The 14,062-nt window shown below is 59.6% G+C and carries 12 protein-coding genes; 6 read left to right on the plus strand and 6 right to left on the minus strand.

Annotation, left to right across the window (positions count from 1 at the left end; genetic code table 11):
* Positions 1–7: 7 nt before the first annotated feature.
* Both B0D71_RS09960 and B0D71_RS09965 read right to left on the minus strand, forming a co-directional pair.
* Positions 8–853, minus strand: coding sequence for an AAA family ATPase (locus B0D71_RS09960; RefSeq protein WP_007911294.1), 846 nt, complete (start codon positions 851–853; stop codon positions 8–10).
* 147 nt (positions 854–1,000) lie between these two features.
* Entirely contained in the window at positions 1,001–2,107 is a 1,107-nt protein-coding gene (locus B0D71_RS09965; protein WP_476705381.1) for a DUF748 domain-containing protein, read from the minus strand.
* Positions 2,108–2,206: 99 nt separating this feature from the next.
* On the opposite strand from B0D71_RS09965, the gene cysK reads away from it, so the two are divergent.
* From cysK to B0D71_RS09980, 3 genes are all read left to right on the plus strand, one after another.
* A complete protein-coding gene (cysK, locus tag B0D71_RS09970; protein WP_103394608.1) occupies positions 2,207–3,181 on the plus strand; it encodes a cysteine synthase A in 975 nt (324 codons plus the stop codon).
* Positions 3,182–3,446: 265 nt separating this feature from the next.
* Positions 3,447–4,385 (plus strand): aspartyl/asparaginyl beta-hydroxylase domain-containing protein, encoded by a 939-nt coding sequence (locus B0D71_RS09975; RefSeq protein ID WP_103394609.1) that lies wholly within the window; start codon positions 3,447–3,449, stop codon positions 4,383–4,385.
* 475 nt (positions 4,386–4,860) lie between these two features.
* Positions 4,861–5,724 carry a DMT family transporter gene (locus B0D71_RS09980; protein ID WP_103394610.1) on the plus strand — a complete coding sequence of 288 codons (864 nt, stop codon included), beginning with the start codon at positions 4,861–4,863 and terminating at the stop codon, positions 5,722–5,724.
* A gap of 36 nt (positions 5,725–5,760) precedes the next feature.
* Here B0D71_RS09980 and B0D71_RS09985 read toward each other — a convergent pair whose 3' ends face one another.
* The 4 genes from B0D71_RS09985 to B0D71_RS10000 all read right to left on the minus strand — a co-directional run bounded on the left by B0D71_RS09985 (position 5,761) and on the right by B0D71_RS10000 (position 9,912).
* Complete coding sequence (locus B0D71_RS09985) at positions 5,761–6,717, minus strand: LysR family transcriptional regulator (RefSeq protein WP_103394611.1); 957 nt, start codon at positions 6,715–6,717, stop codon at positions 5,761–5,763.
* A gap of 69 nt (positions 6,718–6,786) precedes the next feature.
* The gene (locus B0D71_RS09990) at positions 6,787–8,316 is read right to left on the minus strand and encodes a tripartite tricarboxylate transporter permease (RefSeq protein WP_103394612.1); all 1,530 of its coding nucleotides are present in this window, start codon (positions 8,314–8,316) and stop codon (positions 6,787–6,789) included.
* Positions 8,313–8,846 carry a tripartite tricarboxylate transporter TctB family protein gene (locus tag B0D71_RS09995; RefSeq protein WP_103394613.1) on the minus strand — a complete coding sequence of 178 codons (534 nt, stop codon included), beginning with the start codon at positions 8,844–8,846 and terminating at the stop codon, positions 8,313–8,315. The genes B0D71_RS09990 and B0D71_RS09995 overlap by 4 nt, the downstream gene beginning before the upstream one ends.
* A gap of 52 nt (positions 8,847–8,898) precedes the next feature.
* Positions 8,899–9,912 carry a Bug family tripartite tricarboxylate transporter substrate binding protein gene (locus B0D71_RS10000; RefSeq protein WP_103394614.1) on the minus strand — a complete coding sequence of 338 codons (1,014 nt, stop codon included), beginning with the start codon at positions 9,910–9,912 and terminating at the stop codon, positions 8,899–8,901.
* Between the two features lie 541 nt (positions 9,913–10,453).
* Between B0D71_RS10000 and B0D71_RS10005 the strand changes: the two genes are divergently transcribed.
* From B0D71_RS10005 to B0D71_RS10015, 3 genes are read left to right on the plus strand one after another with little or no spacing between them, the layout of a single operon-like run.
* On the plus strand, positions 10,454–11,794 hold the full coding sequence (locus B0D71_RS10005; protein ID WP_103394615.1) for an MFS transporter: 1,341 nt from the start codon (positions 10,454–10,456) through the stop codon (positions 11,792–11,794).
* Entirely contained in the window at positions 11,787–12,743 is a 957-nt protein-coding gene (locus tag B0D71_RS10010) for an amidohydrolase family protein (protein WP_103394616.1), read from the plus strand. Before B0D71_RS10005 ends, B0D71_RS10010 begins: the two co-directional genes overlap by 8 nt.
* The gene (locus tag B0D71_RS10015; RefSeq protein WP_103394617.1) at positions 12,740–13,744 is read left to right on the plus strand and encodes a 4-hydroxythreonine-4-phosphate dehydrogenase PdxA; all 1,005 of its coding nucleotides are present in this window, start codon (positions 12,740–12,742) and stop codon (positions 13,742–13,744) included. The genes B0D71_RS10010 and B0D71_RS10015 overlap by 4 nt, the downstream gene beginning before the upstream one ends.
* Positions 13,745–14,062: the final 318 nt, after the last annotated feature.

Raw genomic sequence — 14,062 nt, forward strand, 5'->3', positions numbered from 1 at the left:
CAGCCTCTTAGCGGGTGCCGCGACGGCTCATGAACGCCAGACGCTCCAGCAGTTGCACGTCCTGTTCGTTTTTCACCAGCGCACCGGCCAGCGGCGGGATGGCCTTGGTCGGATCGCGCTCGCGCAGCACCGCTTCGCCGATGTTGTCGGCCATCAGTAACTTCAGCCAGTCCACCAGTTCGGAGGTCGAAGGCTTCTTCTTCAGGCCCGGCACCTTGCGCACGTCGAAGAACACGTCCAGCGCTTCGCTGACCAGGTCCTTCTTGATGTCTGGGTAGTGCACATCGACGATCTTTTGCAGCGTGGTACGGTCAGGGAAGGCGATGTAGTGGAAGAAGCAGCGCCGCAGGAAGGCGTCCGGCAGCTCTTTCTCGTTGTTGGAGGTAATGATGATGATCGGACGCTTCTTGGCCTTGATGGTCTCGTCGATCTCGTAGACATAGAACTCCATCTTGTCGAGTTCTTGCAGCAGGTCGTTGGGGAATTCGATGTCGGCCTTGTCGATTTCGTCGATCAGCAGGATGACCCGCTCTTCGGATTCGAAGGCTTCCCAGAGCTTGCCCTTTTTCAGGTAATTGCGAACGTCATGGACTTTTTCGTTGCCCAGTTGCGAGTCGCGCAGGCGGCTGACCGCGTCGTACTCGTACAGGCCTTGATGGGCCTTGGTGGTGGACTTGATGTGCCAGGTGATCAGCTTGGCGCCAAAGGATTCGGCCAGTTGCTCGGCGAGCATGGTCTTGCCGGTGCCCGGTTCGCCCTTGACCAGCAACGGCCGCTCCAGGGTGATGGCGGCGTTGACCGCCAGCTTCAGGTCATCGGTGGCGACGTAGGCCTGGGTGCCTTCGAACTTCATCTGCTAATCCTCGAACGGTAACGCCGACCTGAACGAGGCAGGGCGGGGGGCGCAATAAAATGGTCAGCCCCGACTATAACGCGGTGCCCGGTCGACTGTGAACGCAGACGGCTTATTCAGTCTCTGAATGGGGCGTCACTCGGTGACTCAGCCGGCATCCGGCTTGGGTCGTTCATACCGCGCATTGAACGCCTGGATGAAACCGTTGCGTAAAATCTGCAAAAAAGCCTGGAACGCGCTGACATCTTGCTGATGTACGTTGCCTTTGAGTTCGACCCGGGTCGCAAACTGGTTCTTGCCCTGGTTTTTCAACACGGTCTCGGTACCGCCGACAAGGGCTTCCCAAATCGAACGGAACAGCCCTTTGTCCTTGTTTTCCACATCCTGCTGCCAGTTGAATACGTCGACATCGCGCAGCAACGGCTTGATATAGCCAGTCAGTCGCGCCTTGTCGGCTTTGGCTTCGATCACCACGTCGCCATGTCCGGCATTGAAGTCGAACTTACCGTAGGCCGCGGCGAAGTCGTTCATGCGCTTGAGCTCGATATCCCTGGCGCGCAAGCGAAACTCGAAGTCCTCGAAGTTGCTCAAGGGGTCGAACGTGGCCGTGGTTTCCAGTGGAGCGTGCCCCAGCAGCAGGGCTTTGCCTTCAAAGCGTGCGTCGCGCTTGCCCTTGGTGTCGACCACGTTGGTCAGGTTGAAAATGCTGGCGTCCACCTTCGTGGCGTTCATGTTCACCGGCGGTTTGGAGTTGAAGTTGCGAAAGCTGATCTTGCCATCGCTGATCCGTACTTCGTTCAGGGTAATGGGCAGCAGCTTGCCCAATTGTGCACGCCAGTCGGTGCCCTGGCCGGTCTGAGAGTGTTGCTTGTTGGCGCCGCCGTCGACGAAGTTGACCTCGGGATGGATGAACTGCACCTGGGCCACCACCGCGTGGTCGTACCACAGTGAATGCCAACTGACCGAGAGGTCGATCAACGGCGCGTTGACGAAAGGTACCGGAACCTTGCCATCGACCTTGACGATTTTCAGTCCGTTGATTTTGTAGGCGCCGCGCCACAGTGCCAGGTCCACGTCGGCGATTTGGCCCCGGTAGTCCCCCATGTCCGCCAGCCTCTCATTAAGGTAGTTGCGCACCAGATAGGGCAAAGCGATGTGTAGCGTAATCAGCAGCACAACGAGGCCGATGAGGGTCCACAGGGGCCAGCTGTATCGACGTTTCATGGTGGCAAATCTCTGGCGATCTAAAGCCATTGACTGCACTGATCAGCGGACGTTCGACCTGACTGGACGCCTGCGGGCAAGAGGCTTACCTTGATGCCCTATTTCAATGCTGTCGTTAAGGACCCAGCCATGAGCCGTATTTTCGCTGACAACGCCCACTCCATCGGCAATACGCCGCTGGTGCAGATCAATCGCATTGCGCCGCGTGGTGTGACCATCCTGGCCAAGATCGAAGGGCGCAACCCCGGTTACTCGGTCAAGTGCCGGATCGGCGCGAACATGATCTGGGACGCCGAGAGCAACGGCAAACTCAAGCCGGGCATGACCATCGTCGAACCCACCTCCGGCAATACCGGCATTGGCCTGGCTTTCGTGGCCGCCGCCCGTGGCTACAAACTGATGCTGACCATGCCGGCGTCCATGAGCATCGAACGGCGCAAGGTGCTCAAGGCACTGGGTGCCGAACTGGTGTTGACCGAGCCGGCCAAAGGCATGAAAGGCGCTATCGAGAGAGCCGGTGAAATTGTTGCCAGCGACCCGTCGAAGTACTTCATGCCGGCGCAGTTCGACAACCCGGCCAACCCGGCCATCCACGAAAAAACCACCGGCCCGGAAATCTGGAACGATACCGACGGCGCAGTCGATGTGCTGGTAGCAGGCGTCGGAACAGGGGGAACCATCACCGGGGTTTCACGGTATATCAAGAATACCCAGGGCAAACCGATTCTCTCGGTGGCGGTGGAGCCGGCGGTGTCGCCGGTGATCACCCAGGCCCTGGCCGGTGAAGAGATCAAGCCGAGCCCGCACAAGATCCAGGGCATCGGTGCCGGTTTCGTGCCGAAGAACCTCGATTTGTCGATTGTCGATCGGGTGGAGCTGGTCAGCGACGAAGAGTCCAAGGCCATGGCCTTGCGCTTGATGCAGGAAGAGGGAATTTTGTGCGGGATTTCCTGCGGCGCCGCCATGGCCGTGGCTGTTCGACTGGCGGAGACCCCGGAAATGCAGGGCAAGACCATCGTCGTGATCCTGCCTGATTCCGGTGAGCGCTATCTGTCGAGCATGCTGTTCAGTGATCTGTTTACCGAGCAGGAGAACAAGCAGTAAACACTAGACATTGGCGAGTCGTGTCTGGCGGTGATGGCTGAGGCGTTGTCGCTGGTTGCGACCTGTTGATCTGCTCCGGTTGATGATGGATTTGCATCAGCCGGCGTTCAGGCTCCTCATGTTAAGAAATGCTTTGTTGCACATTCATTAACATTGAATGTTGAAAAATGCAGGTTATTCAGCTGGTCGCTAGTGTCTATCATGGCAGCAGCCACGTCGGGCAATGGACGTGGCGCAGTATCGTTTATCTTCAAAGGAGTTGTTGATGACCTTATCGTTTGCCGCGAAGGCCTCGTTGTTGTTGCTGTTTCTTGGCAGCACCCTCTATGTGCATTTACGTGGCAAGGCGCGTCTGCCGGTATTGCGCCAGTTCGTCAATCATTCGGCACTGTTCGCACCCTATAACGCCTTGATGTACCTGTTTTCCGGTGTGCCTTCGAAACCGTATCTGGATCGCAGTAAGTTCCCGGAACTGGATGTACTCAGGGACAACTGGGAGGTGATTCGCGACGAAGCGATGCATTTGTTCGACGAGGGGTATATCCGCGCAGCGGCAAAGAACAACGACGCCGGTTTTGGTTCGTTCTTCAAGAAAGGTTGGAAGCGTTTCTATCTCAAGTGGTACGACAAACCACTGCCTTCTGCCGAAGCCCTGTGCCCGAGAACCGTGGCGCTGGTCAGCAGCATTCCCAACGTCAAAGGCGCCATGTTCGCGCTGCTGCCGGGCGACAGCCACCTCAACCCGCATCGCGATCCGTTTGCCGGCTCCCTGCGCTATCACCTGGGCCTGTCCACCCCCAATTCCGATGATTGCCGCATCTTTGTCGACGGCCAGGTTTACGCCTGGCGCGATGGTGAAGACGTGATGTTCGACGAAACCTATGTGCACTGGGTCAAGAACGAAACGCAAATGACCCGGGTCATCCTGTTCTGCGATATCGAACGTCCGCTGAGCAATCGCTTCATGACCCGCATCAATCGCAGCATCAGCGCCTGGCTGGGTCGTGCCACGGCACCTCAGAATCTGGACGACGAGCGCGTGGGCGGGATCAACCAGGCCTACGCCTGGAGCAAGAATTCCAGCGATAAATTCAGTGGTGTGATCAAGCAATGGAAGCGACGCAATCCCAAGGCGTACCGTGTGCTGCGCCCGGTATTGGCGGTGGTGGTGCTGACGTTGTTGGGGTATTGGTTGTTTGGCTGAAGCCGGATAAAAAAACCGCTCGTTGTGAGCGGTTTTTTTATGGCTCTTCACGCAATCCCTGAATGTTCCTCCAACCGCACAAGGCAGGCATTGTGCCGACTGTCGTTGCCGAGTCGTTGCAATCCATGTCGTACGCTGGTTATAGTCGGCGCACAGTGAGTTTCCAACTCACTTTTTATCCCTCGAGCAAAGATCAGCCCAATGCCTGCATCCCTCATCAACGCGGTAGTCGATTCAGCGGTCAACGCTGGCGTCGTGCCGTGCGGGAATCAGCAGCCCGGGCAGATCAGTCATTACCCCCCACCTGTCAGTAGCACGCCGGTGTGCGCAGTCGTATCACCGCCAGGCGTTGGCATTTCGGGCTGATCAGCTGCTTTCTGCTGTTCCATGCACGTCTGAAAAGCACCCGCCTGAAAAAACTACTGAATTTCAGCCTTGGCTGAGTTGGCTTTTTGCCTGACTACAGGTGGTATTCATGTTTGTCCTTTCGAAAAAGTCCGCGCTCGCGACGGCGTCCACGAGCCTGTTCGTTCTGCTGTGGAGCAGCGGGGCGATTTTCTCCAAATGGGGGTTGGCCCACGCGTCGCCCTTTGCCTTCCTGATGTTTCGTTTCGTCATCGCGCTTTGCGGTCTGGTGTTGCTGGTGCCGTTGCTCAAGCTGAAGCTGCCCAAGGGCGGCAAGCCGATGCTGTATGCGATGGGCACCGGCGTGGTGTTGTTGGGGGCCTACCAGATTTTCTATCTGCTGGCCCTCGACCTTAAAGTCACGCCCGGGGTGATGGCGACCATCATGGGCGTGCAGCCGATCCTCACCGTGGTGCTGATGGAGCGCCAGCGTTCCTGGAGCCGCCTGTTCGGACTGGCCCTGGGCCTGACCGGGTTGATCATGGTGGTCTATCAGGGCATCGGCCTGGCCGGGATGTCGCTGGCCGGGATGCTGTTCGGCTTGCTGGCGCTGGCGAGCATGACGTTCGGTTCGATCATGCAGAAACGCATCACGGAAAATCCCCTCGGCACCTTGCCGGTGCAGTATCTGGCCGGACTGCTGTTGTGCGGGATTTTCGTACCCTTCCAGCCATTTCACTACGAGCACGGCAGCGGCTTCATCCTGCCGGTGCTGTGGATGGGGCTGGTGGTGTCGGTGCTGGCGACGCTGTTGCTGTACCGCTTGATCGCCCGGGGCAATCTGGTGAATGTCACCAGTCTGTTTTACCTGGTGCCGGCGGTTACGGCAGTGATGGACTATCTGATCTTCGGCAATCGCCTGGCGTTGTTGAGCCTGTTCGGCATGCTGTTGATCATCGTCGGTCTGGCATTCGTCTTCCGTAAACCTGCGTAAACCCGAGAAGGCCTGGAGCAATGCTCCGGGCCTTTTTCATTTGGCCAGTGCGTGTTCGGCCCGCACCGAATTCATGAACGCCTGCATCGCCGACGACTGAATGCGATGTCGCCGGGTAATAAGCCCATAGGGTGGTAGCCGTGCCTCGAACTTGATCGGCAGCACCGCGAGCAAATCCCGACCCGGATAATCCTCGACCACCGACAGCGGCGTGACGCCGAGCATGTCGGTCTGCTGGATCAGCGACAGCAAGGTCATGATCGACGTGGTTTCGACGATGCTGCTCGGGATATCGACCCGCGCGTTGTGGAACACCTGGTTGATGATCGCGCGCATCGGGCTGGGCTGTTGTTGCAGTACCCAGGTCATGTTCTGCAACTCTGCCCAACTCAACTGCGTGGCTTTGGCCAGTGGGTTCTGTGCGCCGGAAATCACGCACAGCGCTTCCTCGCCGAGGCTGTCGAACAGCAACTCTTCGGCCCGTGCTCCGGCCGGAATCCGGCCCAGCACGATATCCAGCTGATCCTGTAAAAGCGCCTGCACCAGCACATCGCTGGTATCGACCTGAATGCTCATGGACAAGCGCGGATGGCTTTGTTTCAAGGTGGCGATGGTGCGCGTCAGCAGCCCCGAAGCCAGTGCCGGAATGGCGCCGACCGCAACCCTTCCGAGGTTGCCGGATTGGAGCGCGACCAGTTCTTCGCGCATGCCACTGAGTTCGGCGAACACCATGCGCGCGTAGTAAATGACCGTTTCCCCGAACGGCGTGGAGCGCATGCCCCGGGGCAGACGTTCGAACAGTTCGACGCCCAACAGGTCTTCGGCTTCATGGAGCATTTTGGTCGCGGCAGGCTGGGTCATGCCGATGTGGTCGGCGGCGCGGCGCAGCGAGCCGAACTCCTGCAATGCCAACATCAGCCGCAGTTGGCGCAGGCGCAGTCGACTGTGGATCACGTTAGCTTCTGGAATTCGAACATCAGGAGTTCGGGTCATGGGCTCGACTCGCAAGAAAGACTGCGGCAAGCCTGACAACAAATGTCAGGCGTTGCCAGCATTGCTGTGTCACAGCACCGATTTTGGTTTGGCGACGTGGGATTTGCGCAGGCCGATCAGGGTTTGTAGCGCTTTGGAAATCAACGGCCAGAACAGCATCAGCAGCGCCGCCGTGGTCAGGCTGCCCACCAACGGGTTGGACCAGAAGATCCCCAGGTGCCCGTCGGAGAACAGCATGGACTGGCGGAAGGCATCTTCTGCCTTGTCACCCAGCACCGCCGCCAACACCAGCGGCGCAATCGGGTAGCCGAGTTTCTTGAACAGATAACCCAACGCACCGAAGCCCAGCATCAGCACCACGTCGAAGAACGAGTTGTGCACTGAGTAGGCACCGATGGCGCAGACCATGATGATGATTGGCGCGATGATCGAGAACGGGATGCGCAGGATCGAGGCAAACAGCGGCACAGTGGCCAGCACCACGATCAGGCTGACCACGTTACCCAGGTACATGCTGGCGATCAGGCCCCAGACAAAATCGTGTTGCTCGACGAACAGCGTCGGCCCCGGGTGCAGGCCCCAGATCATCAAGCCGCCGAGCATCACCGCAGCGGTCGCCGAACCGGGAATACCCAGGGTCAGCATCGGCAGCAGGGCACTGGTGCCGGCCGCGTGGTCGGCAGTCTCTGGTGCGATCACGCCTTCGATTTCACCCTTGCCGAAGTTGTCGCGATTTTTCGAGAAACGTCGCGCCAGGCTGTAGCTCATGAACGAGGCGGCTGTCGGGCCGCCAGGCGTAATACCCATCCAGCAACCGACCAGAGTGCTGCGCACAATCGTCCACCAGTAGCGCGGCAATTTGGCCCACGTGCGCAAAATCACCATCGGCGTGATCCGCGCATGCTCGCCACGGAATACCAAACCTTCTTCGACGGTGCAGAGAATTTCACCGATGCCAAACAGGCCGATCACCGCCACTTCGAAGCTGATACCGGTCATCAGGATCGGCTGGTCGAAAGTCAGACGCAGGTTGCCGGACACGGTGTCCATGCCGACGGCGGCCATGGCGAAACCGATCATCATCGCCACCACGGTTTTCAGTGGTGGGTTCTTGCTCATGCCAATGAAAGTGCAGAACGCCAACAGGTACACCGCGAAGAACTCCGGTGAACTGAAGGACATGGCGAACTCGGCAATCCGGGTCGACAGAAACGTCAGCAGCAACACACCGCACAAGGCGCCGATCAGCGCTGAGCTGAAGGCGGCAGTCAGGGCTTCGGCGGCGCGGCCTTCGCGGGCCATCGGGTAACCGTCGAAGGTGGTTGCCACCGATGAGGGTTCACCGGGGATGTTGAACAGAATCGAGGTGATCGAGCCGCCGAACAGCGCGCCCCAATACATGCATGACAACAGGATGATCGCCGACACCGGCGACATGGTGAACGTCAGCGGCAGCAGCAACGCCACCCCATTGGGGGCACCGAGACCGGGCAATACGCCGACCAGAATGCCCAGCAGCACGCCGATCACCATCAGGCCGATATGGCCCGGCGTGAGGATCAGGTTCATGCCTTGCAGCAGGGAATCGAACTCGCTCATTTGAAATTTCTCCCGGCCAGGGCAATCCAGTCGCCCATCGGGCCGGCATCCAGCGGCACTTTGAACCACAGCGCGAAAATCAGGTAACTGGCCAGCACCGCGCCAAGGGACACGCTGCCGATCATCCATTTGCCGTAAGGCTTGGCGCGGACCTTGTCACGCCACATGAACCAGGCGATGAACGCCGCCGAAGCGATGTAAATGCCGGTAAACGGCATGGCGCCGACGAACAGCGCAATCGGCACGAACACCGACATCACTTGTTTGAAAGCACTGCGACTGACGAAGGCGACGCTCAATACTTTCCAGCGCACCAGGGTCAGCACGCCGTTGGCGATGCTCGCGGCGCTCAGCATCAGGCCGATGTAAAAGGGGAAGTAACCCGGCTCGGGGCCGGCGTCCCCCCAGCCGATGCCTTGTTCGACACTGCCGAACATCACCACGGCGCCGATCAGGGTGGTGAACAACGCCAGGCCGAGTTCGACCCAACGGGTGCCGACCAGAGTCGGTGAATCCGAAGAATGGGACATGAAAACACCTCCAGCAGATGACGACCGCCCGCAGGCGAGCGGCCGCGACAACTCAGTTTTTCAACCAGCCGGCTTCTTTGAATACCGGGGTGACGCGGGCGGTGTCTTTTTCGATGTAGGCGGTCAGCGGCTCGCCTTCGAGGAAGGTCGGCACTAGCGCGTTCTGCTTCACGTAGGCCTTGAACTCATCGGTCTGGGTGACTTTGCGCATCAGCTCGACATAAAACGCCCGCTGTTCGGCGCTGATGTCTCCGGGCATGAATACGGTGCGCGGGAAGCGGTACTGATCGATGCCAAGACCTTGTTCGTGGCAGGTCGGAACATCGGCCCAGGATTTATCGCCGGCGACTTTTTCAGTGTAGGCCATGCGTTCTTTACTGAAGACGCAGAGCGGCTCGACCTGATCGCCACGCCATTGGCTGATGCTTTCGCTGGGGTTGTTGACGTTGGCGGCGATGTGCTTGCCGGCCAGTTGGGTCGCGGCTTCGCTGCCGCTTTTGAACGGGATGTACACCAGTTTGCTGTTGGTGGTCTGGTTCAGCAGCAGGGTCAGGGTCTGGTCGACGTCCTTGGACTGGCTGCCGCCCATGCGCAGGTTCGACGGATCGGCCTTGACCGCTTCGTAGAAGCCTTTGGCGTCCTTCCACGGGGCGTCTTTGTAGCTCCAGAGAATGAAGTCATCCTCGGCCACGGCGGCAATCGGTGTCAGCTCCTGCCATTGGTAGCCGAGCTTGGACACCAGGGGCAACAGGTAAATGTTGTTGGTGGCGATGACCAGTTTCTCGGCATCGCCCTTGTTCATCTTCATGTCGAGAAAGGCTTCGGCGCCGTTGCCGCCGCCCTTGTTGAGGACGATGGTGTTGACGTCGAGCAGCTTGTGGGTGGTGATGATCGACTGGATCAGGCGACCGAGCTGGTCAGTGCCGCCACCGGGGCCACCGGCCACGACGATTTCGACGTTCTTGTCCGGTTGCCAGGCGTAGGCGAGAGCGGGGAGGGCGCTGGCGGCGATCAGGGTGCAGCCGAGAAACAGACGGGATGTGCGGCGGACGAATGCATTTCGCATGATGGAAGAGCCTCGTTTTTGTAGTTGTTATGAGTGACTTGTCTGCGCTGTGAAGCCGCAAGCCTGGCCTGAGTGTGGGAAGGTGTCGCCGCCGCGTCTAGTCAAAACAATACATACACCGATAGCCTGGGGTTATAGCTCGGCAAACGAAGCAGGACTTCTGTAGGAGCGAGCCTTGCTCGCGATGGACTCAAGGGCGCTGGGTTCATTCAGGAAACACGCGTTTGCGTTGAGGATCATCGCGAGCAAAGCTCGCTCCTACAGTAAAGAATGAAAGGTCGTTGAAAGCCGGGCATGACATAACCCGAGGCTATCGCCTGATTTCAAGTTTTGATTAGACGGTTATAAGAGCGCCTTCGATAGTGCTCACACATTCCGTGACAAACACGGCACAACGGTTGAACTCTGTAGGAGCCGGCTTGCTGGCGATAGCGGTGTGTCAGGCGCCATCAATGTTGATTGATGCGCCGTAATCGCCAGCAAGTCGGCTCCTACAGATCACCGTCCGCACCCCACAAAAATAATAAACGAGGTATGCACCATGGCTCGTCCCAGTGCTTCCCTGCATCTGCCTGGCGCAGGTGGTCAGTCAATAGCAGCGGCGACACCGCTGGCCGGCACTTGCAAGGCCAGCAGCGTGCGTTGGCGGATCTTCGCGATCATCTTCGCGTTGACCATGGTCAACCTGATCGACCGGGTGTCGCTGTCCATCGCGATGCCGACCATTGCTCATGAATTTTCCCTGTCACCTAGCCTGCAAGGGCTGATCCTCAGCAGCTTCTTCTGGGCATACGCGCTGTTGCAGATTCCTGGCGGCTGGTTGATCGATCGCTTCGGCCCGCATCGGGTCATCAGCTGGTCCACCGGCTTGTGGGGGACGTTTCAGGTGCTGGCGGCGTTTGCCACCGGTGGCTTGTCCTTGTTGTTTGCCCGGGTTGCACTGGGCGCTGCCGAAGCCCCGCTGTTCCCGTCGGGCGGCAAACTGATTTCCCTGTGGCTCGCACCGAGCGAGCGCAGTCGCGGTGCGGTATTGATGGACAGCGGCAGCCCGCTGGGCGTGGCCCTTGGCGGGTTGATCATTGCCTACCTGATTGCCTCGCTGGACTCCTGGCGCCTGGCGTTCGTGATTGCCGGTATCGCTACCCTGGTACTGGCCTGGCTGGCGCGGCGTTATCTGCGCGATGACCCGGCCAGCCATCCGCAGGTCAATGAAGCGGAGCTGGAAAAGATCAACGTCGGCCGCGCCACACCGGCCGCCGAAGCCGCGCGGATGCCGGTCAAGGGCTTGGGCATTGCGGCCCGTTCCCTGAGCGGTTTGCTGATCGGCCGGGCCAGTTGGGCCATGGTGTATTTCGGTTTGCTGACCTGGGGGCCGAGCTACCTGGCCCAGGCCCGCGGCTTCGATATCAAGGGCATCGGCGCTGCGACTTTCGTGATTTTCATCTGCGGTGCGCTCGGCTCGTTGACCGGTGGGTTCCTCTGCGATGGTTTGATTCGCAAGGGCGTCAGTCGCGGTGTGGCGGTCAAGAGCCTGCTGGCGTTTTCCGGTCTGGTGGCCCTCGGCGCATTCCTGTTGCTGCCGACCCTGAGCGATCCTTTTGCGGCGGTGGCGCTATTGGCCATGACCGCGTTTTTCCTGATGTGGGGCAGCCTCTACTGGAGCTTCCCGGCGCTGCTGGCAGCTCCGGCGCGGGTCGGTTTGATCGGCGGCGTGATGAACATGGCCGGCAGCACCGGGGGCATTGCGGTGCCAATTCTGGTGGGCGTGATTCTGCAAGCGGCCGGCGGTTTTGCTCCGGTGCTCGGGTTCTTCGCGGTGTGCTCGGCGGTGTTTGTTCTAGCCACGTTGTTTATCAGCCTGGATGAGGTGCGTCATGACTAAGTTGTGGGACGGCCCGATCATCGACGCCCATCATCACTTCTGGGACCCAACGATCAACGATCACCCATGGCTCGCCCCCGAAGCCAATGTTCCGTTTCGCTACGGTGATTACAGCGCCATCAAGCGCCGCTATTTTCCCGAGGATTACTTTGCCGATGCCGGTTCCCATAACGTCGTGCAAACGGTGTACGTCGAGACTGAATGGAACCCCCAGGACCCGATTGGCGAAACCCGTTTCATCGAGCAACTGGCCGCCCGTTACGGCGTGCCGAATGCGGTTGTGGCGCAGGCCTGGCTCGACCACCCGGACGCCATCGATGTCCTGACCGAACAGGCGCGCTTCAAGCATGTGCGCAGCGTTCGGCACAAACCCGGCGGGCCGGCCACGCCGCAACAAGTCGGGTACATGCGCAGCTTGATGAGCGATGAGCATTGGCGTCGCAGCTATGCCGCGCTCGAAGGGCTGGGCCTGCATTTCGATTTGCAGACACCCTGGTGGAACCTGCACGAGGCCGAACGCCTGGCCCGGGACTTTCCCGGCATCACGCTGATTCTCAACCATGCCGGTTTGCCCAATGACCGCAGTGCCGAAGGCCTGGCGGGCTGGCGTCTGGCGATGGCGCGACTGGCGCAATGGCCGAACGTACGGGTGAAGATTTCCGGCCTGGGGCAGGGCGGCCAGCGCTGGCGCGCCAAGGACAACGCCTGGATCGTGCGCGAAGTGATCGCCATGTTCGGCAGCGACAGAGCGATGTTCGCCAGCAACTTTCCGGTGGACAGCCTGTGCGGCTCGTTCGACGACATCTACAACGGTTTCAAATCCATCGTCGCCGATTTGCCAATGGCCGATCAGGAGCGACTTTTCTATAGCAACGCGCAGCGGGTCTATCGCTGCGAGCCTTGCGCCATTGACCGGGCACGGCCTGAACCCTTGAGGAGTGAAGCATGAGCAAATCCACCATCGCGATGGTCCTTGGCGACCCGGCGGGCATCGGCCCGGAACTGATCGCCCGCTTGCTCGGCGAGCCCGACGTACGCGCGCAGGCCAACGTGATCCTGATCGCCGACGAAGCGGAAATGCGTCGCGGCATGCGCATCGCCGGGATGGAGTTTCCCTATCGTCGCGTCGAGTCCCTGGAGCATCTGGCATTCGTCGATGACACGCCGTTGTTCTATGACTTTCGTGGCGACACCGTCGGTGAGTTTGCGCGCAGTGAGGCCAGCGTCATCGGCGGGCGCTATAGCCTCGACACCCTGGAAAAGGCCCTGCGCCTGACCGAAGCGGGCATCACCGATGCGGTGCTGTTCGGACCCTTGAACAAGACCTCGCTGCACATGGCCGGCATGGCGCACAGCGATGAGTTGCACTGGTTCGCCGAGCTGCTGGACTTCCACGGGCCGTTCTGCGAGTTCAACGTGCTCGACAACCTCTGGACTTCACGGGTGACCTCCCATGTGGCCCTGGCCGATGTACCCGGCCTGCTCAGCCAGCAACGGGTGGTGGAAGCGATTCAACTGATCGACACGGCGCTCAAGCGCAATGGTCTGGAGAAACCACGAATCGGTGTGTGTGGCTTGAATCCGCACAACGGCGACAACGGCTCGTTCGGTCGCGAGGAGCTGGACATCATCGGCCCGGCCGTCCGCTCGGCACAGACGCTGGGGATCGCGGCGGACGGGCCGTATCCGGCCGACACTATTTTCCTCAAGGTCCAGGGCGATGCCAGTGCCTTCGACGCGGTAGTGACCATGTACCACGATCAAGGCCAGATCGCGATCAAGCTGATGGGTTTTTCCCGTGGCGTGACGGTGCAGGGCGGTCTGCCGATCCCGATCACCACCCCGGCCCATGGCACTGCGTTCGACATCGCGGGGCAGGGTAAGGCGAATGCCGGTGCGATCCGCCAGGCGTTCGAGATTGCGTGCCGGATGGGCACGAACAGCTACTGACACAACGCAGCACCTCTGTAGGAGCTGGCTTGCCAGCGATGACTGACTGACAGACACCCTTGAAGTGACTGTCAGACTGCTATCGCTGGCAAGCCAGCTCCTACAGTTTTATGTAGTTCCCGATAACCCAATCTATCGAGTAAACACTTTTTCCTATCACCCCAGGTTATCGCCGGATACGCATAAGTGATTATCCGCAACCCTTTGCGCTGGCTAAAGTCGCTCCATCGAATGAACGCAACCGGGCACTCCCGACCACTGCGATCAGACGAATGACAACTACAAAAAGCCCGCCTTGTCACTTCCGCAAGGCACATA

The sequence above is a fragment of the Pseudomonas laurylsulfativorans genome, assembly GCF_002906155.1.
GTDB lineage: Bacteria > Pseudomonadota > Gammaproteobacteria > Pseudomonadales > Pseudomonadaceae > Aquipseudomonas > Aquipseudomonas laurylsulfativorans.

What these genes read in the sequence shown, in the direction of transcription:
- B0D71_RS10015 (WP_103394617.1), top strand. Translation starts at nt 12,740, where the DNA reads ATGAGCAAATCCACCATCGCGATGGTCCTTGGCGACCCGGCGGGCATC.
- B0D71_RS10000 (WP_103394614.1), bottom strand. Translation starts at nt 9,912, where the DNA reads ATGCGAAATGCATTCGTCCGCCGCACATCCCGTCTGTTTCTCGGCTGC.
- B0D71_RS10005 (WP_103394615.1), top strand. Translation starts at nt 10,454, where the DNA reads ATGGCTCGTCCCAGTGCTTCCCTGCATCTGCCTGGCGCAGGTGGTCAG.
- B0D71_RS09980 (WP_103394610.1), top strand. Translation starts at nt 4,861, where the DNA reads ATGTTTGTCCTTTCGAAAAAGTCCGCGCTCGCGACGGCGTCCACGAGC.
- B0D71_RS09995 (WP_103394613.1), bottom strand. Translation starts at nt 8,846, where the DNA reads ATGTCCCATTCTTCGGATTCACCGACTCTGGTCGGCACCCGTTGGGTC.
- B0D71_RS09975 (WP_103394609.1), top strand. Translation starts at nt 3,447, where the DNA reads ATGACCTTATCGTTTGCCGCGAAGGCCTCGTTGTTGTTGCTGTTTCTT.
- cysK (WP_103394608.1), top strand. Translation starts at nt 2,207, where the DNA reads ATGAGCCGTATTTTCGCTGACAACGCCCACTCCATCGGCAATACGCCG.
- B0D71_RS09985 (WP_103394611.1), bottom strand. Translation starts at nt 6,717, where the DNA reads ATGACCCGAACTCCTGATGTTCGAATTCCAGAAGCTAACGTGATCCAC.
- B0D71_RS09965 (WP_476705381.1), bottom strand. Translation starts at nt 2,107, where the DNA reads ATGGCTTTAGATCGCCAGAGATTTGCCACCATGAAACGTCGATACAGC.
- B0D71_RS09960 (WP_007911294.1), bottom strand. Translation starts at nt 853, where the DNA reads ATGAAGTTCGAAGGCACCCAGGCCTACGTCGCCACCGATGACCTGAAG.
- B0D71_RS09990 (WP_103394612.1), bottom strand. Translation starts at nt 8,316, where the DNA reads ATGAGCGAGTTCGATTCCCTGCTGCAAGGCATGAACCTGATCCTCACG.
- B0D71_RS10010 (WP_103394616.1), top strand. Translation starts at nt 11,787, where the DNA reads ATGACTAAGTTGTGGGACGGCCCGATCATCGACGCCCATCATCACTTC.